Raw genomic sequence first — 21,296 nt, 5'->3', positions numbered from 1 at the left:
CTGTTTCCGGCCCTCAGCCCTGTGGCCCGCTGGCCGCGGGCTGTGTCCCAAATGCCATGCGCTCCCGCCGCTCCAGGTCCTTCTCCACCCGCGCGTCCTCGTAACCGGCCGCGCGCAGCAGCTCCAGGACCGCGGCGCCCTGCGTCTCACCCATCTCCAATGCAAGGAGGCCGCCAGGCTCCAGCCACTTGCGCGCCTCCGTCACCACCCGCCGGAGGGCGACCAGGCCGTCCTTCCCACCGTCGAGCGCCAGCCTGGGCTCGCGCCGCACCTCCGCGGACAGGCCGGGAATCTCGTGCGAGGCGATGTAGGGAGGGTTGGAGACGATGACGTGGAAGCTCGCGTCGGCGGGCAGCGGGGAGAACAGGTCTCCCTGGAGCACCGTCACCCGCTCGGAGACCTTGAGCGTCTCCGCGTTCTCACGCGCCAGGGCGCACGCATCCGGAGACAGGTCCGTGGCCGTCACGGCGAGCTGGGGGCGCTCGGCGGCGAGGCTGATGGCGATGCAGCCGGAGCCCGTGCACACGTCGAGCGCGCGAGCAGGCGAGTCCTTGGGCAGCACGCGCAGGGCCGCCTGGACGAGCAGCTCCGTCTCCGGCCGGGGGATGAGGACGCGGGCGTCCACCTTGTAGGCGCGGTTGTAGAACTCGCGCGTACCGGTGAGGTACTGCGTGGGCTCTCCCGCCAGGCGCCGTTCAATCAGCGCGCGGAAGGCGGTCAGCTCCTCCTTGGACAGGGGGCGGTCCAGGTCCACGTACAGTCGCACGCGCCCCGTCTTCAGCACGTGAGACAGGAGGATTTCCGCCGTGAGTCGCGGCGCATCCACCTGCCGCTTCTCGAAGTGCTGTGTCGTCCAGGTGAGGACCTTGCGGATGGTCCAGGTCTCGCTGCTCATGCTTCGGACTGGGGCCTCGGGCCGCCCATCTGAGCCTTGAGCGCCTCCGCCTGGTAGAAGGTCCGACAGGCGGTGATGATGTCCTCGATGTCGCCCATCATCACGGCGGGCAGGTTGTGCACCGTGAGGCCGATGCGGTGGTCCGTCAGCCGGTCCTGCGGGAAGTTGTAGGTGCGGATCTTCTCGCTGCGGTCGCCGGTGCCCACCTGCGAGCGGCGCGTGGAGTCGCGCTCGGCGCGGATGCGCTCCTGCTCCATCTCGTAGATCTTCGCGCGCAGCATGCGAAGGGCCATGTTGTAGTTCTTCAGCTGGCTCTTCTCCTGCTGGCACTTCACGACGATGCCCGTGGGCCGGTGGGTGAGGCGCACCGCGGAGTCCGTGGTGTTGACGCTCTGCCCGCCCGCGCCGGTGGAGCGCATCGCCTGGCGGTCGATGTCCGCCTCGTTGAGCTTCACGTCCACTTCCTCCGCCTCCGGCATGACGGCCACGGTGATGGTGGAGGTGTGGATGCGGCCCTGAGTCTCCGTCGCGGGCACGCGCTGGACGCGGTGCACGCCGGATTCGTACTTCAGGTTGCTGAAGACGGCGTCGCCGGACAGCGTCACGGTGGCGTCCTTCACCCCGCCCGCGTTGCCAGCGCTCATGTCGATGATGTCCGACTTCCAGCCCCGCTGATCCGCGTACCGGAGGTACATCTGCATGACCTCCTCCGCGAACAGCGCCGCCTCGTCGCCGCCCGCGCCCGCGCGAATCTCCAGGATGACGTTCTTCTCGTCATTTGGATCCTTGGGCAGGAGCAACAGCTTGAGGCTGCTCTCCAGGCTGTCGCGCTGCTCCTTCAGTCCGGGCAGGGCCTCGCGCGCATAGCTCTTCTCGTCGGCGCTGCCGGCGTCGAGCCACACATCCACTTCCTTGAGGTCGGCGAGCACTTGGCGGTACGTGCGGAATGTGTCCACCAGCTTCTCCAGGCCCGCCCGCTCCTTGGAGACCTTCTGAAGCCTCGCCGAGTCGGCGAGGACGTCGGGGTTCGACAGGTCCGCGGTGAGGCGTTCGAACCGGCGCTCGACGTCTTCAAGTTTGTCAATCATCGTCGTTCCAGGGGGTATTGCCCCTTTGTCCGGCTGCTGGCAAGGGAGGACGGAGTCAAGAAATTCCTTGGCCGCTCGGGCGGTAGCATGAAAGAAGGGCCGCCCTCACCGCCGGATCCACTTGGCGGTCGGTTTCACATCACCACACGGAGTCCTTCCACATGCCCGCCCAGAAGGGAAATCGTTCCAAGAAGAAGGTCGCCAACCGTGCCAAGGGCCGGAAGGCCCAGCTGAAGCGCCGCCGTAGCCGCGCCAAGAAGGGCCAGTCCAACAACAAGGTCTGACGCTCCGGTTACTCCCTCCCGCCAGTCGCGGGGGAGGGAGACGGCCTTGCCCACGGCTCCAGCTCGGGGAGCATCCGCTCCACCCCCGAAGAGCTGTTGGCCAGCAGTCGCAGCACCTCCTCGGCTGCCTCCCCGGTGACGGGCACGGGCTGGAAGGGGAGCTCCGGGAAGCGGTCCGTGCGCAGCGGCAAGACCTCGCTGGAGAGGTAGCCCCCCGGACCGAAGCGGCCCTTCCACAGGGCGCCCCGCTTGTCGCGCGGGTTCCAGTTGCCTCCGAAGACGAAGTTGCCCAGCGAGTAGACGACGGGCGCCCCCCGGTGCAGCTCCATCGCCTGGAGCACGTGGGGGTGGCTGCCCAGCACGCCCGCCGCGCCCGCGTCGATGGCGGCGTGGGCCAGTCGCACCTGGTAGGGCTCCGGCACGTAGGTGCCCTCGCGACCCCAGTGGAAGAAGGGCAGCACCACGTCCGCTTGGTGCTTCGCTGCGAGGATGTCCTCGCGCAGCATGCGCTCCATCACGTCCACGTCGGAGAAGTGGCCGGCGACCCCGGGCGTCGTCTCCGTGGCGTAGACCTCTGGCGGCTCGATGTTTCGCTCGCCCAGGAAGAAGTACCCCAGGAGGGCCACTTTCACGCCTCCCACGGTGATGACAGCGGGGCGGCGCGCCTCGGCGAGCGTCCTGCCCGCGCCGAAGTAGGGGATTCGGGCGGCCTCCAGCGTCACCAGCGTGTCCACCAGCCCCTGGGCGCCGTAGTCCATGAGGTGGTTGTTGGCCAGGCTGACGACGTCCACGCCGCCGGCGACGAGCGCTCCCACCAGCTCCGGCCGGGCGCGGAAGTTGAAGTTCTTGGCCAGCTTCTCGCCGCCCTCGGTGAAGGGGCACTCCAGGTTGACGACGAAGAGGTCGGCCGCGTCACCCAGGGCCCGGACCTCCTTGAAGCCGTAGGCGAGCATCTCCTCGCGGGAGCGGCCCTTGGCCACCTGGTCGTCGAAGTACTTCTGGTGGTTGTGACCCAGCGTCACGTCCCCGCCTACGACGAGGGTGATGGGGCGAACGGGGGGCCCGGCGTCCGGGAGGCCGGCCAGCGGATCGGTCGCTTCCCGGCTTTCGGGAGGCCCTGCGTCCTCTGGAGAACGGGGCTCCACGGAGGGGGGAGGGGCCTCCGCCACGGGGGCGGGCCGGGGATGACAGGCGGAGAACAGGAAGAGCAGGAGGGCGGCGTGGCGCATGGACGGAGGGAAACTCTACCTTGCACCCTTTGTTGCGCGACGCGTAGATTGCCCGGCGCTCTCATGGCCCGGGAAAAGGACAACATCGCGCTCTCCGACGAGCACAACACTCGCGGAATCGAGCTGGCGGACCGGGGTTGGCTCGATGAGGCCATCAAGGAGTTCAAGAAGGCCATCGACCTGGACCCGAGCTCGGCGCACGCGCACGACAACCTGGCCACCGTCTACGCGGAGAAGAAGCTCTTCCGCGAGGCCCTCACCGAGTACCTCACCGCCCTGAAGCTGGAGCCGGAGAGCGCCACGGCGCACTACAACCTGGCTTGCTTCCTCTCCACGCATGCCGGGGAGATGGCGGTGGAGGAGTACAAGGAAGCCATCGAGTTGGATCCGGAGTACCCGGACGCGCACCTCAACCTGGGCCTCACGTACGCGGACCAGGGGCGGGTGGAAGAGGCGATGCGCGAGCTGCAGGCGGCCATCGAGCTGGACCCCCAGGACGCGTTCCCCCGGCACGAGCTGGCGGCGCTGATGATGGACGAGGGGGACTACCGCTCGGCGATTACGTTGCTGAAGGACGTGGTGCGGCTGGAGCCGGACAACTTCGAGGCGCAGCTCGATTTGGGCATCTGCTACGCGCAGAAGGGCTTCTACGCGGAGGCCGAGCGCGCGTATGAGCGGGCTCGCGCGCTGAACGCGGAGGACCTGCTGCTCAACTACAACCTGTCGGCGCTGTACGCTCTGTGGGGCAGGCCGAAGGACGCGGTGCAGTACCTGAAGGCGGCGCTCACGGCGGACCGTCAGAAGGTGATGGGGTGGCTGTCCACGGACCCCATGTTCGACGCGCTCAAGGGCGACGCCGACTTCGACGCCTTGTTCTGAGCCATGGGAATGGAATGGGTGTTCCTGGGGCTGGCGATCCTCCTGGTCTTCGCCAACGGCTTCTTCGTGGCGACCGAGTTCGCCATCGTGAAGATTCGCGCCACGCGCCTGCAGTCGCTCGTGGACGAGGGCACGCCGGGCGCCGCGCAGGCGCTGCGGATGGTGGAGAAGCTGGACGCGTACCTGTCCGCCACGCAGTTCGGAATCACGCTGGCCTCGCTGGGCCTGGGCTGGCTGGGTGAGCCCGCCTTCGCGAAGCTCCTGGAGCCCGTGCTGACGCGGCTGGTTCCCGAGGGCGCGAGCCCCACGCTGGCTCACACCGTGTCGGTGGTCATCGGCTTCAGCATCATCACCTTCCTGCACATCGTCCTGGGAGAGCTGGCGCCCAAGAGCCTGGCGATTCAGCGCGCGGAGGCGACCACGCTGGCCGTGGCGCTGCCGATGCGGGCGTTCTACTTCCTGTTCTATCCGGCCATCATCCTGCTCAACGGGCTGGCGGCGTGGGTGCTGCGCATCTTCGGCCTCCATTCGGTGGGAGAGGCGCACGAGGCGCACAGCGAGGACGAGCTGCGCGTCATCCTCCACAGCTCCGCGCAGGCGGGGGCGATTACGACGGCGCGCGCGGAGCTTTTGGAGCGCGCGCTGGAGATGGCGCAGAAGACGGCGCGGCAGGTGATGGTGCCGCGAAACCAGGTGAAGTTCTTGGACGTGGAGGAGCCGCTGGAGAAGTGCATCGCGGACGCGCGCGCCGCGGGGCACACGTGGCTGCCGGTGTGCCGGGGCAACCTGGACGAGGTGGAGGGCGTGGTGAACGCCAAGGACCTCTTCTTCCTCCTGTCTCGCGGTGAGCTGCGCAGCCTGGCGCAGGTGCAGCGGCCGGTGCTCTTCATCCCGGAGAACGCGACGCTGGAGCAACTGCTCGCGGAGTTCCGCCGCCGTCGTCGTCAGACGGCCCTTGTCGTCGACGAGCACGGCGGCACGTCGGGCCTGGTGACGATCGCGGACGTGGTGGCCGAAGTCGTGGGCGACGTGGCGGAGCTGGGCCGGCGGGTGGATGAGGTCCGCTCGCTGCCGGGCGGGCGCTTCGAGCTTCCGGGCACGGCGCAGTTGGATGACCTGGAGGAGCGGCTCGACGTCAGCTTCGACCTCGATGAGGACGAAGAGGGCGAGGTGACGACGATTGCCGGCTTCCTGATGGCGAAGCTGGGGCGCGTCCCGGAGAAGGGGGACTCGCTGCGGCTGGATATGTGGCGAATCCTGGTGGAGGAGGTGGACGGACCCCGTGTGGTGCGCGTGACGGTGGAGCCTCAGTCCCGCGCCGCCCCCCGCTCGGCCACGGAGTCGTCGTCCTCGTCCGGCCCGGGAGAGCCGTCGCAGGGCGCTCCAGGAGAGATACCCCCCGCCTCGTCGTCGGGCGGCGAGTCCACCTAGCTGTCTGCCCCGGCCGCCTGGTTCAGGGCGCCGAGGGCACCTTCGTGTCGGCCGCGGCCTTCTTCACGGGCCGGCGCGCCTTGCCGGAGGACTTGGCCTGCACGGGCTGGGGACGCTCCACCTTGAGCAATTCCAGGTCCGTGCTCTCCGCCGTGGCGAACTTGAGGATGCCCACGCCCGGCGCGAACCAGACATAGCTCTCCATGGAGCGGCCCTCGGAGCCAGGGCGGCTGGCGCGCGCGGTGACGATGTTCTTCACCTTCAGCGCCTTGAACGTGCCGGCGGCCACGGTGACTTCCTCCTCGCCCACGACGGTCGACTCCTTTTCGAACGTGGTGGCGATGATGGGCCGGATGCCGCCCGTCTTGCCCGCGGGGGGCTGGAGCTTCACCGACAGGCTGTTCTTCCACGAGCCGCCGGGCACCATGCTCGTCAGCGCGGGCACCGCCATGCCTTCCGAGCTCACCACCTGCACATCCATGCCGGACGCGGACAGCAGCGTGCCTTCCAGGCCGCCCAGGCCCGTGCTCATGCCCTCGGCGGTGCAGGTGGCGTCCGTCTCGCCCTGGCGGCCCTTGAGCTTCACGGCGACCTTGCCGCGCAGCCCCTCGGGTGTGGGGGTCACGCCGTGGGTGCTGATGACCATCTGCGACGACTTGCCCGCCCGGTAGGTGAGCGTCAGCCCTTCCTCCAGCGGGAAATACGGGTGGGGGCAGGGGGCCGGGGCTTCCACCGCCTGCGTGTCAGACCGGGGTGTTACCTCCGGCGTAGGGGACGCTCCCATGAGGAGCGTCAGGGCAAGAAAGGGCTGGTACGTACGCAACCTCCAGGAATGTCAATGGGAAGGTAGGGTGGGGCGGCCAGGGCGCAAGTCCAAGAGAGGACCTTCCTGCCCGCCTCTGGCCCGTTTGAAGGGCAAGCAGCCGAACGTATGGCCACGCGTGGCATGGTCACGCTTGATCGCCTGGATGGCGGCTGGTACTCCTGCTGATCGTTCCGAGGCCGATTTTTCGGCCTCGCGCTCACTTTTCACCTCGTACCTCGCGCCTCTTCCAGGAGCCCGCTGGCATGCGTATCAAGCGGTTGGACATCACCGGCTTCAAGTCGTTCATGGAGCGGAGCGTCTTCACTTTCGACGAGGGCGTCACCGGCATCGTCGGCCCGAACGGCTGTGGAAAGTCCAACGTCGTGGACGCCATCCGCTGGGTGATGGGTGAGCAGAGCGCGAAGAACCTCCGTGGCCGTGGCATGGAGGACGTCATCTTCAACGGCTCGGAGAACAAGCCGCCCCTGTCCATGGCGGAGGTGTCGCTCACCTTCCTGGTGGATGACACGGACCAGCTGTCGCCCCAGTACCAGGGCTACTCGGAGATCACCGTCACGCGGCGCCTGTTCCGCAACGGGGACTCGGAGTACCTCATCAACAAGACGCTGTGCCGGCTGCTGGATATCACCGAGCTGTTCCTCGGCACGGGCGTGGGCACCAAGGCCTACTCCATCATCGAGCAGGGCCGCGTGGGCCTCATCGTCTCCAGCAAGCCGGAGGACCGGCGCCACCTGCTGGAGGAGGCCGCGGGCGTCACCAAGTACAAGGCCCGCCGCAAGGCCGCCGAGCGGAAGATGGAGGCCACCGAGGCCAACCTCCTGCGCGTGACGGACATCACCAGCGAGCTGGAGAAGAGGCTGGACGCGCTGTCGCGCCAGGCGAAGAAGGCGGAGAAGTACAAGAAGGTCAAGCAGCGCATGCGGGACATCGACCTGCACGCGGCCAGCCACCGCCACCTGGAGCTGCTGGCGGAGAAGCAGGTCCTCCAGTCGCGCCTGCAGAACCTGGGCTCCGAGGAGCGAGAAAACCTGGACCGGGTGAAGGAGCTGGAGGAGGCCATCACCCGGCGCCGCGCGGAGCTGGACGCGGAGGCCGCCGCCCTCCAGACGCTGGCCGCGGAGGTGCACGCGCTCGAAAGCTCCGTGCAGCGCGACACGCAGGAGCTGGCCTACGGCCGCCGTGACTACGACGAGACGAACAGCCGTGTGATGCAGGCCCGGGCGGAGCTGGACGGGCTGCTGGCGCGGCAGGCGGAGATGTCCGACGCCATGGCCGCCCGCGAGGCGGAGCTGTCCGGCATCGCCGGCTCGTGGAAGGAGGACGAGGTGGCGATGCAGGTGGCGCAGGAGGAGCTGCGCCGCGTCAACCACCTCCAGACGGAGGTCGCCCTGCGGTTGGAGCAGGAGCGCGCCGGGCTGGTGGCGGTGGCCACCCGACTGGCCAACCACGAGAGCAACCTGGTCAACCTGGCCCGTCAGCGCACGGACCTGGAAGCGCGTCGGGCCAGGCTCCAGGCGGAGCTGGACGGGCTGCGCGCGCAGGAGACGGAGCTGGAGTCGGTGCGCGGCGACGTGGCGAAGCGGGTGGAGGACACCCGGCACCTCGCCGCGGAGCTCGCCGAGCGCAAGGGGCAGGAGGAAGAGGCCCTCACCCGCACGCGCGCGACCTTCACGGAGAACGAAATCCAGGTCATCGCGCTGCGCGAGGAGCTGAGCGACAAGCGCAGCCGCCTGTCGTCCCTGGAGGACATCCAGAAGAACTACGACGGGTTCGACCGGGGCGTGCGCGCGGTGATGATGCGCGCCGGCACGGTGGCCCGGGAGCAGGGCATCTTCGGCCTCGTGGCGGACGTGCTCACCGTCACCCAGCGCTACGAGCGCGCCGTGGAGGCGGCCCTGGGTGAGCGGCTCCAGCACGTCATCGTGGAGAGCCGCGACAAGGGCGTGGAGCTGGTGGAGTACCTCAAGGGCCACGCGGAGGGCCGCGGCAGCTTCCTGCCCGTGCCCATGCTTGACACGCTGCAGCCCGTGCTGGAGCCGGACTTCGAGCGCCCGGGGGTGCTGGCCCACGCGCTGCGCGAGGTGACGTGCGAGGAGGCCCTGGCGCCCGTGGTGCGGATGCTGCTGGGAGACGTGGTCATCGTCCAGGACCTGGCGTCGGCGCGTGCGTACTCGGAGGCCGGTGGCCCCCAGTGCACGCTCGTCACCCAGGAGGGCGAGGTCTTCCGCTCGGACGGGACGATTGTCGGCGGCGAGCGCGAGGGCGCGGCGGTGGGTGCGCTCCAGAAGAAGCGTGAAATCGCCGAGCTGGCCACCGAGGTGGCCCGGGTGGAGGAGCGCTACAACGAAATCCTCACCCGGCACTACACGCTCCAGAAGCAGATGGGGCACACCGAGGGCGTCCTCAAGGGGCTGGCGAAGAACCAGCACGCCGAGGAGGTGAACCTCGCCAGCCAGGAGAAGGACCTGCACAAGGCGGGCGAGGACCTGGCGAAGGTGCGCGAGCGCCTCCGGGCCCAGGAGCTGGAGGACGGGCAGCTGGGTCAGAGCCACATGGCGCTGGCGAACGAGGAGGAGACGAGCCGGGGCGAGGTGGCCCACGGCCAGACGGACCGGGAGTCGCGCGAGGAGCGCGTCCGGCAGCTCTCCTCCGAGCAGGAGTCGCTGCGCCAGCGCTCCGAGTCCGCCAATGGCGAGCTGACGGGCCTGCGCATCAAGGTCGCCGCGGGCAGCGAGCGCGGCGAGTCCGCGCGCAAGGAGCTGGACAGCCTGGTGACTCAGCGCCGGGAGATGGAGACGCGCGTGGCGCGCCTCCAGGCGACGCTGGCCGAGGGTGGCACGCGCACGGAGGAGCTGGCGCGGCGCACGGCGGAGACGGAAGCGGGGCTGGCCCAGCGCGTGGAAGAGCACCGCGTGGCCGCGGAGGGCCTGGAGACGCGGCGCACCGCGCACACCACGGCCTCGACGGAGGTGCGGGAGCAGGACGCCCAGTTCCGCGAGCTGCGCGGTCGGGTGGAGGAGCTGATGCAGGGGCTGTCGCAGATTTCGCTGCGCGAGCGCGAGATTGCCCTGGAGCTGGAGCACCTGTCGGCCGGCATCCGCGAGCGGCACCAGGTGGACCTGGCGCTGGAGCTGCACCGCTACCACCTGCTGCCTTCGCTGGCGCCGGAGACGGAGGCGGAGCTGAAGGACCTGCGCGCCCAGGTGGAGAAGATGGGGGAGATCAACCTCACCGCCATCGACGAGCACGCGGAGCTGTCCAAGCGCTTCGACTTCCTCATCGCGCAGAAGACGGACCTCCAGGCCTCCATGGGGCAGCTGCGCGAGGCCATCACCCGCATCGACGCCACCAGCCGCGAGCGCTTCAAGCAGACCTTCGACGTGGTGAACGAGAAGTTCCAGGCCATCTTCCCCCGCCTGTTCGGCGGTGGGCGCGCCAGCCTGGTCCTCACCAACGACGGCCCCAATGGCGAGCCGGGCGTGGAAATCGTCGCCCAGCCGCCGGGCAAGAAGCTGCAGAGCGTCAACCTGCTCTCCGGTGGAGAGAAGGCCCTCACCGCCGTAGGCCTCATCTTCGGCATCTTCCTCATCAAGCCCACGCCCTTCTGCCTCCTGGACGAGGTCGACGCGCCGCTGGATGAGGGCAACGTGGGCCGCTACAACGACATGGTGAAGGAGATGAGCAGCCAGTCGCAGTTCATCCTCATCACCCACAACAAGCGGACCATGGAGGTCTCCAACACCCTCTACGGTGTCACCATGGAGGAGCCGGGCATCTCCAAGCTCGTCAGCGTGCGCATCAGCGAGGCCAGCGCGGCCAACGACGACAAGATCAGCGCGTAGTCGTCCTCACGACGCTGGAAACACAGAAGGCGCGGGTCCCGGAAGTTCGGGTCCCGCGCCTTCGTGCGTTTCAGCCCGCTGGGGACTGCTTACCGACTACTTGCCCTTGTAGGACTTCTTCGGGCACGCCTTCTGGTCCGCGTCCGCGCGGGCCTGGGCGGCCGTCAGGTCCTTCTGGGTGTTGGTCAGCGCCGTCTGGCTGGCCGTCTCCACCGGCGTCCAACCCTCGGCGTCCGTCGTCTTCAGCTCCTGCACCAGCGCCACGGAGGCCTGGTCCACGGCCTGCTGGGCCTCCAGCGCCTTCACCCAACCCTGCGCGGCCTCCACCAGGGCGTTGCACTTGCCGGCCAGCTCGTCGAACAGCTTGTAGTCCTTGGTCTTCTGGTACTTCGCCACCACGGCCTCGAACGACTCGGCCGCCGCGGCGCGGGCGCCGAAGGCGATGGCCGCGTCCGCCGCGCGCTGGTTGCGGACGACCTCCAGCTGGAAGAAGCGCAGCTGGGGGGGCAGGGCGCTGGCGGCCTCGGTGGCCCCGGAGTTGAAGTGGACGAAGCGGTGCGGGTAGCTGAGCTTGTCCGTGGACAGCTTCGCGGGCACGGCGACAATCTTCGTCTTGAGGCACGCGGCGAGCTGGTCACCCTCGGTGCTGCCGGAGGCGTCGAACGTCACCTCGGCGACGGGCTGGCCCTTGGTGAGCGTCATGTGGGACGTCAGCACCGGCGGCGTCTGCGCCTTGTAGGTGGCGTAGCAGTCGCACCAGCCCTGCTGGGCCAGGCGGACGGCGCCGGAGAAGTCCGAGCCGTCGTTGACGCCGAACTTCACCGTGGCGCTGGCCGTGGTGTCGTGCTCGAAGGTCGCCGTGGACTCCAGCGGCGGGGCGCCCTTGGCCAGGGGCTTGGGCTGGACGAGCTTGTCCACCACGGCCTGGATGCACTGAGTGCCCGTGGGGGTGAGGTTCTCACCAGTGATGGCGTGGGTGCTGCCCGCGTCCGTCACGGTGGTCTTCACCGTCGCCACCGTCTTCTCGGCGGGGCCCCGGTTCTGCGGGGACACGAGGCACTCGAGTACTTCCGGCCGGGTGGTGAGCATGGCGCCCACCAGCACGCCCTGATTGGACGCCGGCAGGGTCAGCTCGCGCGGGAAGCAGGTGGCCACGTCGAACGCGGGCTGGTTGCCAATGCGCACGCGCTCCTCGGTGGTCTGCGGCTTGGCGGCCGTGTCGGCGCTCTCGGCGGGCTTCTGCTGACCGGCGCAGGCGGCGGTGAAGACGACGGAGGCTACGACGAGACGACGCAACATGCGGTTGTTCTCCATGGGGTGGAACTGCGAGGGGGCACTCACTTCTCCAGGCCCTCGGCGTTCTTGAGGTCCTTGAGGCGAAGCCCGTTCTTCTTGAGCAGACGATAGAGGCTCTGCATGGACAGCCCGGTGCGCTGCTCGGCGGCCTTCATGTCGAAGCCCACCGTGCGCATCACCTCGGCGAAGTAGAGGCGCTCGAAGTCGGCCAGCACCCTGTCCTTTGCCTCGTGGTACGGCATGCCGGTGACGAGCGTGGCCACGTGGGTGCCGGGCGGCTGACCCTCCGGGCGGCGCGAGGGCTGGGCGAGGAAGTCCAGCCAGCTGGTGTTGCCCGTCTCCTCCATCAGCGCGCCGCGCTCGAGCACATTGCGCAGCTCGCGCACGTTGCCCGGCCAGTCATAGCCCTCGAAGAGCGCGAGCGTCTGGGGCGTCAGCGTCACGCTGGCGCGCAACGTCTGCGACAGGGCCTGCGCCAGCGAGGGCAGGTCCTCGCGGCGGGTGCGCAGGGGCGGCAGGCGCACGCGCGCGACAGCGAGGCGGAAGTACAGGTCCGCGCGGAAGCGGCCCTGGCGCACGTCCTCCTCCAGGTTGCGGTGCGTGGAGGCGATGACTCGCACGTCCACCGGCACGGGCTGGCCGTCCAGCGAGGGCACCTCGCGCGCGTCCAGCACGCGCAACAGCTTGCCCTGCACCATCAGCGGCAGCTCGCCGACCTCATCCAGGAAGAGCGTCCCTCCCCGGGCGGCCTCGAAGACGCCGCGCGCCTCCTTGTCCTCCGGGTCGCTCGCGCGCAGACCGCCGAACAGCTCCCGCTCCGCCTTCTCCTCGGAGATGAGGTTGCAGTCGACGACCTTGAACGGGCCATGCCGCCGCGACGAGTGCTGATGCACCGCGCGCGCCGCCAGCTCCTTGCCGGTGCCCGTCTCGCCCTCGATGAGCAGGCTCATGTCCTCGCGGGCCACGCGCCGCAGCTCCGTGAAGACCCACCGCATCTTCTCCGAGGAGCCCACCAGCGCGCCGAAGGACTCGGCGCCCGCGAGCTCCACCTCGGTGGGCTTCGCCGCCACCTTCACGGCCAGCTTCGTCTTGCCGAGCTCGACCTTGTCTCCGCGGCCCAGGTACGCCTGAAGCACCTGTCGCCCGTCGAGGAAGGTGCCATTGCGACTGCCGGTGTCGCGCAGCAGGAGGCCTCGCGGCGTGCGCTCCACCTCGAGGTGACGGCGGCTCACCGTGGTGTCCGTCAGCACCAGGTCGCTTGCGGGGTCCGAGCCCACGCGTACCAAGCCATCCTGGGTCGTCACCTTCTTGCCCTTGTCGGGGCCAGACACCACCTCCACGGTCCATTCGTGAATGGGGATGCGGGTGGTGCGGCCTTCTTCTTTGTCCGTCTGGGTGGTCTGGGTGACCTCGGGCCTGGGCTCCATCATGGGTCCTCTTTAGGTGCGAGGGGACCGGGCGGGCAAGCCCGACGCACCATGTGCTCGTGCCCGAACTGGTCAGGGCAGCATGAGTGGAAGAATCTTCCCGGAAGGCTGTTGCACGTCAGCCTTCCTCGGAAGGAGCGCCCCGTGCGCGTGGACCGGGGCGGGGGTGGCGCGTCGGAGTGTCCCCGCTCGGGCCTCCGGGCGAACGACTCCCCAGCGCGCGGTGGCTTCGGAGTGGGGCCTGGGCCCTCGTCCGTGCTTTGCGCGATGGGGATGCTGGCGTCCTTCCCGGTGACTCCCGGAAGGGCGCGTCGGAGGGTGGGGTGGCGCACGTCCACGTGGCCCCAGTACGCCATGGACGCCTGGGGACCTCGTGCTGGGGTGTGCCTGGGACTGTCCACCAGCGCACGTTCGTCGCCGTGCAGGCGCCGCGTCGTGTCGCGGTGCGGCCCTCGGGCGTTCCGCAGCCGCGCCTGCGCCGGCGGAGGTCGTCCAGGAGGATGGGAAGGGCCGTTCCAGAAGCTCACGGCCGGCATCCAAGACGAACACCCTCCGCGAATCCAGTGTCACGCGCGGGCGAGGTCCAATCAGTACGTCGACGGCGAGTCGCTGGCGGGGAATGACTCCTTGGAAAGCTCGTCCACGAGATCATCGGAGCTGGTTCCTCCGGACTTCACCCCCGCGTTGCTCTGGTCCCTGACCACCGGTCCCTTTGGGGAGGACTTGCCCGAGCCCGCCGCGCGCTTGCGTCCGGCGCTGCCCGTGGCCGCGGCCCTTTCCGTCGTCCCCAGTCGCGCGCCCAGGAGGTTCTTCGCCCGCTCGGCCAGGTGGCGCTGCTCGTCCCGCCAGTCGCGGAAGAACTGCGCCAGCTCCGGGTCTCCCGCCCGCTCCGCGTCCTGGATGAACTGCTCCGCGGTCGAGGCGCCCTTGAGCAGGTGGTACAGCGTGCTGATGACGTTGTAGTGCGCGTCTTCACCTGCCATTGCCGCCTCCCGAGAAGGGGTGGTGTTCCATGGCGGTAAGGTAGGCACGGCGCGGCGAGCGGCCCCGTGAAGGGCGCTCGCCTGCCCGCTTGCGACTCAGGCCTGGAGCATGGGCTCGAGCTTGCCTTCCTTGTCGAGCTGGGCCAGGTCCGAGTAGCCGCCGACGTGCGTGTCACCGATGAAGATTTGAGGCACGGTGCGCTGGCCTCCGCTCATCTCCACCAGCTTCTCGCGCGCGTCATCGTCTCCGGTGACGTCCAGCTCCTGGTAGTCCACGCCCTTGCGCTTGAGCAGGTCCTTCGCGCGGACGCAAAAGCCACAGTAGTTCGTGGTGTAGATCTTCACGGGTTTCACGGTGTCGCCTCCTTCATTCCCAACGTAAGGGCGTGGCCTTTCGCGCGCCACCGGGCGCATGAAAGCACGACGGCCCCCGGCTCCTTGAAAGGAACCGGAGGCCGCCAGTGAAGCGTCCACCCCGGATGGACCGGGGTGGGGGGCGACTACATGCCCATGCCGCCCATACCGCCCATGCCGCCCATGCCGCCACCGCCGGCGGGGGCGTCCTTCTCGTCCTTCGGACGCTCGGCCACCATCGCCTCGGTGGTCAGCATCAGGGACGCCACGGACGCGGAGTTCTGCAGCGCCGTGCGGCTCACCTTGGCCGGGTCGATGACGCCCGCGGCCAGCAGGTCCTCGTACGCGCCCGTCGCGGCGTTGAAGCCGAACGAGCCCGTGCCTTCCTTGACCTTGTTGACGATGACGCTGCCCTCGAGGCCGCCGTTGCCGACGATCTGGCGCAGGGGCTCCTCGACGGCGCGGCGGATGATGTCCACGCCGAACTTCTCACCCTCGGCGAACGTCTGACCCTCCAGCGCCTTGAGGCACCGGATGTAGGCCACGCCACCGCCAGGAACCACGCCCTCCTCGACGGCCGCGCGGGTCGCGTTGAGCGCGTCCTCCACGCGGGCCTTCTTCTCCTTCATCTCCGTCTCGGTGGCCGCGCCGACGTTGATGACGGCCACGCCGCCCACGAGCTTCGCCAGACGCTCCTGGAGCTTCTCGCGATCGTAATCGCTGGTGGTCTCCTCGACCTGGGCGCGGATCTGCTTCACGCGCGCCTCGATCTCCGGCTGGCTGCCCGCGCCGTCGACGACGGTGGTGTTGTCCTTGTCGACGGTGATGCGCTTGGCCTTGCCCAGGTCCTGCAGGGTCAGCGTGTCCAGCTTGATGCCCAGGTCCTCGGCGATCATCCGGCCGCCCGTCAGGGTGGCGATGTCCTCGAGGATGGCCTTGCGGCGGTCGCCGAAGCCCGGCGCCTTCACCGCGCACACGTTCAGCACGCCGCGGATCTTGTTCACCACCAGGGTGGCCAGGGCCTCGCCCTCGACCTCCTCGGCGATGATGAGCAGGGGCTTACCAGCGCGAGCGACCTGCTCCAGGATGGGCAGGAGGTCCTTCATCGAGGAGATCTTCTTCTCGTGGATGAGGATGAGCGCGTCGTTCAGCACCGCCTCCATCCGCTCCGGGTCCGTCACGAAGTACGGAGACAGGTAGCCGCGGTCGAACTGCATGCCTTCGACGACGTCCAGCGTCGTCTCCAGGCCCTTGGCCTCCTCCACCGTGATGACGCCCTCCTTGCCGACCTTCTCCATCGCGTCCGCGATGATCTGGCCGATGGTGGCGTCGCCGTTGGCGGAGATGGTGCCAACCTGCGCGATTTCCTTCTTGTCCTTCGTCGGCTTCGCCAGCTTCTTCAGCTCCGCGACGATGACGGCGACGGCCTTGTCGATGCCGCGCTTGATGTCCATCGGGTTGTGCCCGGCGGCCACCAGCTTCGCGCCCTCGCGGAAGATGGCCTGCGCCAGCACCGTGGCGGTGGTGGTGCCGTCACCGGCGACGTCGGAGGTCTTGGACGCGACCTCCTTCACCATCTGCGCGCCCATGTTCTCGAACTTGTTCTCCAGTTCGATTTCCTTCGCCACCGTCACACCGTCCTTGGTGATGGTGGGCGAGCCGAAGCTCTTCTCGATGACGACGTTACGGCCCTTGGGGCCGAGGGTCACCTTGACCGCGTCGGCCAGGATGTTGACGCCACGGAGAATGGCCTCGCGGGCGCGTACGTCGAAAAGCAGTTCCTTCGCCATGATGGGAATTCCTTGAGTGAAGGGGTGGGGGACGGATTACTTCTCGATGACGCCGAGCACATCCTCCTCACGGAGGATGAGGTGCTCCTCGCCGTCGAGCTTGATCTCGGTCCCGGCGTACTTGCTGAAGAGGATGGTGTCGCCGGCCTTGATGTCGAGGGGACGCACCTTGCCGTCCTCCTGCACCTTGCCGTTGCCGACGGCGATGACCTTGCCCTCGAGGGGCTTCTCCTTCGCCGTGTCCGGGATGAAGAGGCCGCCCTTGGTCTTGTTCTCCTCGGCGACCCGCTTGACGATGAGCCGATCCTGCAGGGGACGAATCTTCATGGTCTGCTCCTTGATGGGCGCCCACCGTCCGGGGTCTCCGGACGGCTCTCGGCGCCACTGGGGGTTGAAAAGGGCCGTGACGACCCGCGGCATTTAGCACTCACACCTTGCGAGTGCTAACGCCTAGGCGCGGCGGATAATAACCAGCGAAGTCGACCCGTCAAGCGACGCTGACTGCCCGTGCCCCGACATGCCAACCGTCTGGCATTGCTGCTCTTTTCCCCGCCGCGCACGACGCCGTGGAAGGACGCCCGCTCGTCGCCCCGCACGTGGAAATTGGCACTCGGGGTGGTCGAGTGCCAGCGCAAGTGCTTGGAATCATTGAAAGCGGGTTTTGCGACGAGGAGGGTCGATTGCTACCGTTCCCTTATTCCCGAAGGCGCCGTCGGCCGGGTGGAAGGACGGGAGTGTCGATGAGTCAACTGGTGGCGTCCCTGTCGCTGAAGGAGTTCTTCAAGTCGCTCCTGGACGAGGTCACTTCGCGCCAGCGCGTCTCGCTGGAAGAGGTGACGGAGTTCTATCTGGTGAACCTGCTGGCGGACTTCGCCAGCACCGACATGCTGTTTGACCGCCAGGAGGACGGCCGCAAGGGCCGCGAGCCCCTGGCGCTGCTCTACCACCAGGCGCTGCAACAGGAGCGCGAGGCGCGCATCCGGACGCTGCGGCGGCTGGGGGATGTCTCCCTCTACACCGTGGGCTTCTTCTCCGGCGCGCTCCAGGGCGGAGTGGTGGGGCCGGACTACTACATCCAGATGGGAGGCACGGCGTACGGCCAGGTGGCGGACCTGTCCCCTCGGGCGGGCTTCGCGGGGGTGTACCGGGAGCTGCACGACAAGTTCCGCTCGGTGGTGGAGGTGCTGGAGGAAATCTCGGCGCGAGGCATGGTCCGGGCCGGGCCCTCCGGGGCGTTGAAGGTCTACGAGTCGTGGGCGCGCACGGGCAATGACCGGCTGGAGCGCGTGCTGGTGGACGCGGGGATGATGCCGAACGCGAAGGGACAGCTCCCCAACTAGCCGTGGCACGGAGGTCGCGATGATTGGCCGCGTTCAGGACCACCTGGAGGCCATCTATGGCTTCACGTGCGAGGCTCGGGCGGAGGTCTTCGTGGTGGACACGGAGGCCGCCGTCCAGTTGGGCGCCACGGGGCGCAGTGACGAGGAACTCCTGGTGCACGAGTCAGGGGACGCGCTGGAGATGGCGCTGTACCTGTCCCCCGCGCTGCTCGACAGGCTGAAGCCCTACGAGGCCGGGCCGCTGGGGTACCTGCTGGATGGAGACCTCGCCGGCTACTGCCAGGTGGCCGAGGGCGTCAGCCACTTCCTCTACATGGCGCACACGGCGGCGCACGGGCGGACGGTGTCCCTGCTGGAGCTGGAGGCCCAGGCGGAGGTGGACAAGTTCGCCATCTGCCTGTTGCACCGCTGGGGGGAGGGGGTGGGGGCGTGGGCCCAGGAGCTGCTCACCCGGCTGTTCGACAGGGTGTCCTACCGGGAGAAGCTGTCGTCCCAGGAGCGCTGGCGGTACGAGGAGGCCAACCGCGTCTCCCGGCGCTTCTGCTCGCGGATGATGGGGCACGTCTCCGGAAGGCGGTTGGACAGGCTCCTGGCGGACCTCCGGTATGCCTACCGGCTGGGAGCGGAGGCGAAGCTGAGTCACTTCGTCCACGGTGGTTGAGTCCCCGCGGCCCGCCTCCTTCGGTTAGGGTAGGTGGGCATGCCACGCGAGGCGTCCGCAGGCGGGATTGTCATCCGGGAGAGTGACGGCACCTGGGAGGTGGTCGTCATCCGTCCGCATGGCCGTCCTCTGTGGGCGCTGCCCAAGGGGCACGTGGACCCGGGGGAGACTCCGGAGCAGACGGCGAGCCGCGAGGTCCACGAGGAGACGGGGCTCACCGCCGCGCTCATCGCGCCGCTGGGTGAGATTCGCTACGTCTACCAATTCAGGGGGCAGCGCATCTTCAAGCGCGTCCACTTCTTCCTCTTCCGCTACCAGGAAGGCGCGCTGGGGCCGCTGCCGGGGCCGCGCGTGGAGGTGGACGAGGTTCGCTGGGTGCCGGTGGGACAGCTGGTGCCCCTGCTCGGCTACAAGGGAGAGAAGGCCGTCGCCGCGCGCGCCGTGCGGTGGATGCGCGCCCAGGGGCTCATCCCGGAGGCCCCTTCCCCGGCCGTAAGGCCCGAGGGGAAGGGAACCTAGGACCTACGACTACTTGCGGGCGTCTTCGGGGGTGTACTTCCCGGAGAGCGCCTCGCGCACGTCGCGGTCGAACTTCACGCGGCCCGTGGCCACCTCGCGCAGGGACAGCACGGGGGGCTTGTTCTTGGAGCTCTCGATGATGGGGCGGGCGCCGGCCATCAGCTGACGCGCGCGCTTCGCACCGAGCAGCACCAGCGCGAACCGGTTGTCGACGAGGGGGAGGCAGTCTTCGACTGTGACGCGAGCCATGGAACGTCCTTCGGATTTCGGTGGGGCTACCTGAAACGGTGAAAACTAAAGACCACCCCGGGGGGAGTCAAGGAAGGACGCACGGGCAGGGCCGCCGGGCGGACAGGCGCTGTCCCACCCTGGAAGCCTGGATTCGGTGGATCAGGTGTACCACCAGGCCCAGGCGATGAGGACGACCTGGAGGGGCAGCCGGGCCCAGAGCAGGGGGGCGGGGACCTTCTTGAAGCGCTCGGGCTGGAGGGCCATCTGGAGGTTGGCCGGGAAGATGGCGACGAACAGGGCGATGAGTCCCCATGCGGACACCGCGCGCGTGGCGGGAACCAGCAGGCCCACGCCCAGCAGGACTTCCGCCACGCCGCTCAGGAAGACCAGGGGCCCGTGCCACGGCAGGTACGGCGGCATCATCCGCACGTAGGGGCGCGGGTTCACGAAGTGATTGATGCCACCGGCCACCATGAACAGGCCGAGCACGTACATCAGGACGGTCTTCACCATGTGCCGGGAGTCCTACGCCCCCGCGAAGGCCGTGTCGACGATGGAGCGGGCTTCCTGGAGGATGGCCTGGAGGTGGGCGTCGTCGCGGAAGCTCTCCGCGTAGATTTTGTACACGTCCTCGGTGCCCGACGGCCGCGCGGCGAACCAGCCGTTCTGCGCCACCACCTTGAGCCCGCCGATGTCCGCGTCGTTGCCGGGCGCGCGCGTGAGGCGCTGGAGGATGGGTTCTCCCGCGAGGCTCGTCGCCTTCACCGCCTCCGGTGAGAGCTTCTTCAGCACGGACTTCTGCGCGGGCGTGGCCGCCTGGTCGATGCGCGCGTAGTACGGCGTGCCGAAGCGCCCCGCCAGCTCCTGATAGTGCTGTCCCGGGTCCTTGCCGGTGCGCGCGAGAATCTCCACCGCGAGCAGGTCCAGCAGCATGCCGTCCTTGTCGGTGGTCCACACGGTGCCGTCGCGGCGCAGGAAGGACGCTCCCGCGCTCTCCTCACCGCCGAAGCCGAGCGAGCCGTCCAACAGCCCGTCCACGAACCACTTGAAGCCCACCGGCACCTCGACGACGCGGCGGCCCAGGCTCTTGGCCACGCGGTCGATGAGCCCGCTGCTCACCAGCGTCTTGCCCACGGCGGTGTCCGCCTTCCAGCCGGGCCGGTTCTGGAACAGGTAGTGGATGGCCACCGCGAGGTAGTGGTTGGGATTCATCAACCCGATGGAGCGCGTGACGATGCCGTGCCGGTCCGAGTCCGCGTCGTTGCCGAAGGCGATGTCGTACTGGTCCTTGAGCTTCACGAGATTCGCCATGGCGTACGGCGACGAGCAGTCCATGCGGATCTTCCCGTCATGGTCCACCGGCATGAAGCGGAACGTCGGGTCCACCGTGGGGTTCACCACGCGCAGGTTCAATCCGTAGCGCGTGGCGATGGGCTCCCAGTACGCGACATTGGAGCCGCCGAGCGGATCCGCGCCGATGTGCAGCTTCGCGCCGCGCAGGGCCTCCATGTCCACCACGGTGCCCAGGTCCTCGACATAGGGCGTGATGAAGTCGTGGGGCTTCACCGTCGGGGCCGTGCGCGCCTTCTCGTAGGGCGTGCGCTTCACGCCCGCGTTGCTGGTACCGAGCAGCGCATTGGCGCGGCGCTCGATGCCGGAGGTGACGTTCGTGTCCGCGGGGCCGCCGTTGGGCGGGTTGTATTTGATGCCGCCGTCCTCGGGCGGGTTGTGGGACGGGGTGATGACGATGCCGTCCGAGAGCCCCGAGGCGCCCCGGCCTTTGTTGTACGTGAGGATGGCGTGGGAGATGACGGGCGTGGGCGTGGCGCCGTCGGTGAAGCGCACCTGGACGCCGTTGGCGGCCAGCACCTCGAGCGCGGTCTGCTGCGCGGGCGCGGACAGCGCATGGGTGTCCATGCCCAGGTACAGCGGCCCGTCGATGCCCTGCTGCTGCCGGTACTCGCAGATGGCCTGCGTCACCGCGACGATGTGGGCCTCGTTGAAGCTGGTGCGCGCGGAGGAGCCTCGGTGGCCCGACGTGCCGAAGGCGACGCGCTGCTCGGGCACGGCCACGTCGGGACGCTCCGCGTAGTAGCGCGCGCGCAGCTTCTCGGGGTCGATGAGGAGGTCTTCCGGCGGGAGCTTTCCAGCGAGGGGATGGGCCATGTCGCCGCCAACATAAACGCGCCGCGCGACGGATGGATCTCCCATGTGAGGGAGC

The 21,296-nt window shown here is 68.7% G+C and carries 20 protein-coding genes; 7 read left to right on the top strand and 13 right to left on the bottom strand.

The features are described from left to right. Positions 1-13: 13 nt before the first annotated feature. Positions 14-895, bottom strand: coding sequence for a peptide chain release factor N(5)-glutamine methyltransferase (gene prmC, locus HUA76_RS32920; RefSeq protein WP_141646540.1), 882 nt, complete (start codon positions 893-895; stop codon positions 14-16). After that, complete coding sequence (prfA, locus tag HUA76_RS32915) at positions 892-1,983, bottom strand: peptide chain release factor 1 (protein ID WP_141646539.1); 1,092 nt, start codon at positions 1,981-1,983, stop codon at positions 892-894. The genes prmC and prfA overlap by 4 nt, the downstream gene beginning before the upstream one ends. Before the next feature lie 161 nt (positions 1,984-2,144). Here prfA and HUA76_RS46155 point away from each other — a divergent pair, with 161 nt between their 5' ends. Further along, positions 2,145-2,267: a hypothetical protein gene (locus HUA76_RS46155; protein WP_013941470.1), complete on the top strand. Its 123-nt coding sequence runs from the start codon at positions 2,145-2,147 to the stop codon at positions 2,265-2,267. Positions 2,268-2,275: 8 nt separating this feature from the next. Here the strand turns inward: HUA76_RS46155 and HUA76_RS32910 are convergent, their stop codons facing one another. Beyond that, entirely contained in the window at positions 2,276-3,496 is a 1,221-nt protein-coding gene (locus HUA76_RS32910) for a CapA family protein (protein ID WP_174453590.1), read from the bottom strand. 63 nt (positions 3,497-3,559) lie between these two features. On the opposite strand from HUA76_RS32910, the gene HUA76_RS32905 reads away from it, so the two are divergent. Together HUA76_RS32905 and HUA76_RS32900 are read left to right on the top strand one after the other, a co-directional pair. After that, entirely contained in the window at positions 3,560-4,375 is an 816-nt protein-coding gene (locus HUA76_RS32905) for a lipopolysaccharide assembly protein LapB (RefSeq protein WP_141644800.1), read from the top strand. A 3-nt stretch (positions 4,376-4,378) separates the two neighbouring features. Further along, positions 4,379-5,806: a hemolysin family protein gene (locus HUA76_RS32900; protein ID WP_174453591.1), complete on the top strand. Its 1,428-nt coding sequence runs from the start codon at positions 4,379-4,381 to the stop codon at positions 5,804-5,806. Positions 5,807-5,828: 22 nt separating this feature from the next. Here HUA76_RS32900 and HUA76_RS32895 read toward each other — a convergent pair whose 3' ends face one another. Continuing rightward, the gene (locus tag HUA76_RS32895) at positions 5,829-6,590 is read right to left on the bottom strand and encodes a hypothetical protein (RefSeq protein ID WP_174463077.1); all 762 of its coding nucleotides are present in this window, start codon (positions 6,588-6,590) and stop codon (positions 5,829-5,831) included. Between the two features lie 284 nt (positions 6,591-6,874). Between HUA76_RS32895 and smc the strand changes: the two genes are divergently transcribed. Continuing rightward, positions 6,875-10,474: a chromosome segregation protein SMC gene (gene smc / locus HUA76_RS32890; protein ID WP_174463076.1), complete on the top strand. Its 3,600-nt coding sequence runs from the start codon at positions 6,875-6,877 to the stop codon at positions 10,472-10,474. A 96-nt stretch (positions 10,475-10,570) separates the two neighbouring features. Here the strand turns inward: smc and HUA76_RS32885 are convergent, their stop codons facing one another. From HUA76_RS32885 to groES, 6 genes are all read right to left on the bottom strand, one after another. Continuing rightward, entirely contained in the window at positions 10,571-11,773 is a 1,203-nt protein-coding gene (locus HUA76_RS32885; RefSeq protein ID WP_174463075.1) for a hypothetical protein, read from the bottom strand. Positions 11,774-11,811: 38 nt separating this feature from the next. Then, a complete protein-coding gene (locus HUA76_RS32880; protein WP_141644829.1) occupies positions 11,812-13,197 on the bottom strand; it encodes a sigma 54-dependent Fis family transcriptional regulator in 1,386 nt (461 codons plus the stop codon). Positions 13,198-13,784: 587 nt separating this feature from the next. Then, a complete protein-coding gene (locus tag HUA76_RS32875) occupies positions 13,785-14,180 on the bottom strand; it encodes a hypothetical protein (protein WP_174453592.1) in 396 nt (131 codons plus the stop codon). A gap of 96 nt (positions 14,181-14,276) precedes the next feature. Continuing rightward, positions 14,277-14,534 carry a glutaredoxin 3 gene (gene grxC / locus HUA76_RS32870; RefSeq protein ID WP_141644805.1) on the bottom strand — a complete coding sequence of 86 codons (258 nt, stop codon included), beginning with the start codon at positions 14,532-14,534 and terminating at the stop codon, positions 14,277-14,279. 146 nt (positions 14,535-14,680) lie between these two features. Next, positions 14,681-16,324, bottom strand: a complete 1,644-nt coding sequence (gene groL / locus HUA76_RS32865; RefSeq protein WP_141644806.1) for a chaperonin GroEL — start codon at positions 16,322-16,324, stop codon at positions 14,681-14,683. A 36-nt stretch (positions 16,325-16,360) separates the two neighbouring features. Continuing rightward, on the bottom strand, positions 16,361-16,651 hold the full coding sequence (groES, locus tag HUA76_RS32860; RefSeq protein WP_002640434.1) for a co-chaperone GroES: 291 nt from the start codon (positions 16,649-16,651) through the stop codon (positions 16,361-16,363). Between the two features lie 413 nt (positions 16,652-17,064). On the opposite strand from groES, the gene HUA76_RS32855 reads away from it, so the two are divergent. Genes HUA76_RS32855 through HUA76_RS32845 form a run of 3 tightly spaced genes read left to right on the top strand, consistent with a single transcriptional unit; the run spans position 17,065 to position 18,844 of the window. Further along, entirely contained in the window at positions 17,065-17,664 is a 600-nt protein-coding gene (locus HUA76_RS32855) for a hypothetical protein (RefSeq protein ID WP_174453593.1), read from the top strand. A gap of 19 nt (positions 17,665-17,683) precedes the next feature. Further along, positions 17,684-18,325 carry a hypothetical protein gene (locus tag HUA76_RS32850; protein ID WP_174463074.1) on the top strand — a complete coding sequence of 214 codons (642 nt, stop codon included), beginning with the start codon at positions 17,684-17,686 and terminating at the stop codon, positions 18,323-18,325. 39 nt (positions 18,326-18,364) lie between these two features. Beyond that, complete coding sequence (locus HUA76_RS32845; protein ID WP_141644809.1) at positions 18,365-18,844, top strand: NUDIX hydrolase; 480 nt, start codon at positions 18,365-18,367, stop codon at positions 18,842-18,844. 9 nt (positions 18,845-18,853) lie between these two features. On the opposite strand, the gene rpoZ is transcribed toward HUA76_RS32845, so the two are convergent. The 3 genes from rpoZ to pgm form a co-directional block, all read right to left on the bottom strand. Further along, positions 18,854-19,093, bottom strand: coding sequence for a DNA-directed RNA polymerase subunit omega (gene rpoZ, locus HUA76_RS32840; protein ID WP_141644810.1), 240 nt, complete (start codon positions 19,091-19,093; stop codon positions 18,854-18,856). Positions 19,094-19,234: 141 nt separating this feature from the next. Next, positions 19,235-19,588, bottom strand: coding sequence for a DoxX family protein (locus HUA76_RS32835; RefSeq protein WP_174453596.1), 354 nt, complete (start codon positions 19,586-19,588; stop codon positions 19,235-19,237). Positions 19,589-19,600: 12 nt separating this feature from the next. Further along, positions 19,601-21,241, bottom strand: coding sequence for a phosphoglucomutase (alpha-D-glucose-1,6-bisphosphate-dependent) (gene pgm, locus HUA76_RS32830; RefSeq protein WP_174463073.1), 1,641 nt, complete (start codon positions 21,239-21,241; stop codon positions 19,601-19,603). Positions 21,242-21,296 lie beyond the last annotated feature (55 nt).

The organism is Myxococcus sp. CA056, assembly GCF_013336715.1.
Classification (GTDB): domain Bacteria; phylum Myxococcota; class Myxococcia; order Myxococcales; family Myxococcaceae; genus Myxococcus; species Myxococcus llanfairpwllgwyngyllgogerychwyrndrobwllllantysiliogogogochensis.
Note: the sequence above shows the minus strand (reverse complement) of the source record. Positions and strands in the feature narration are given on the sequence as shown.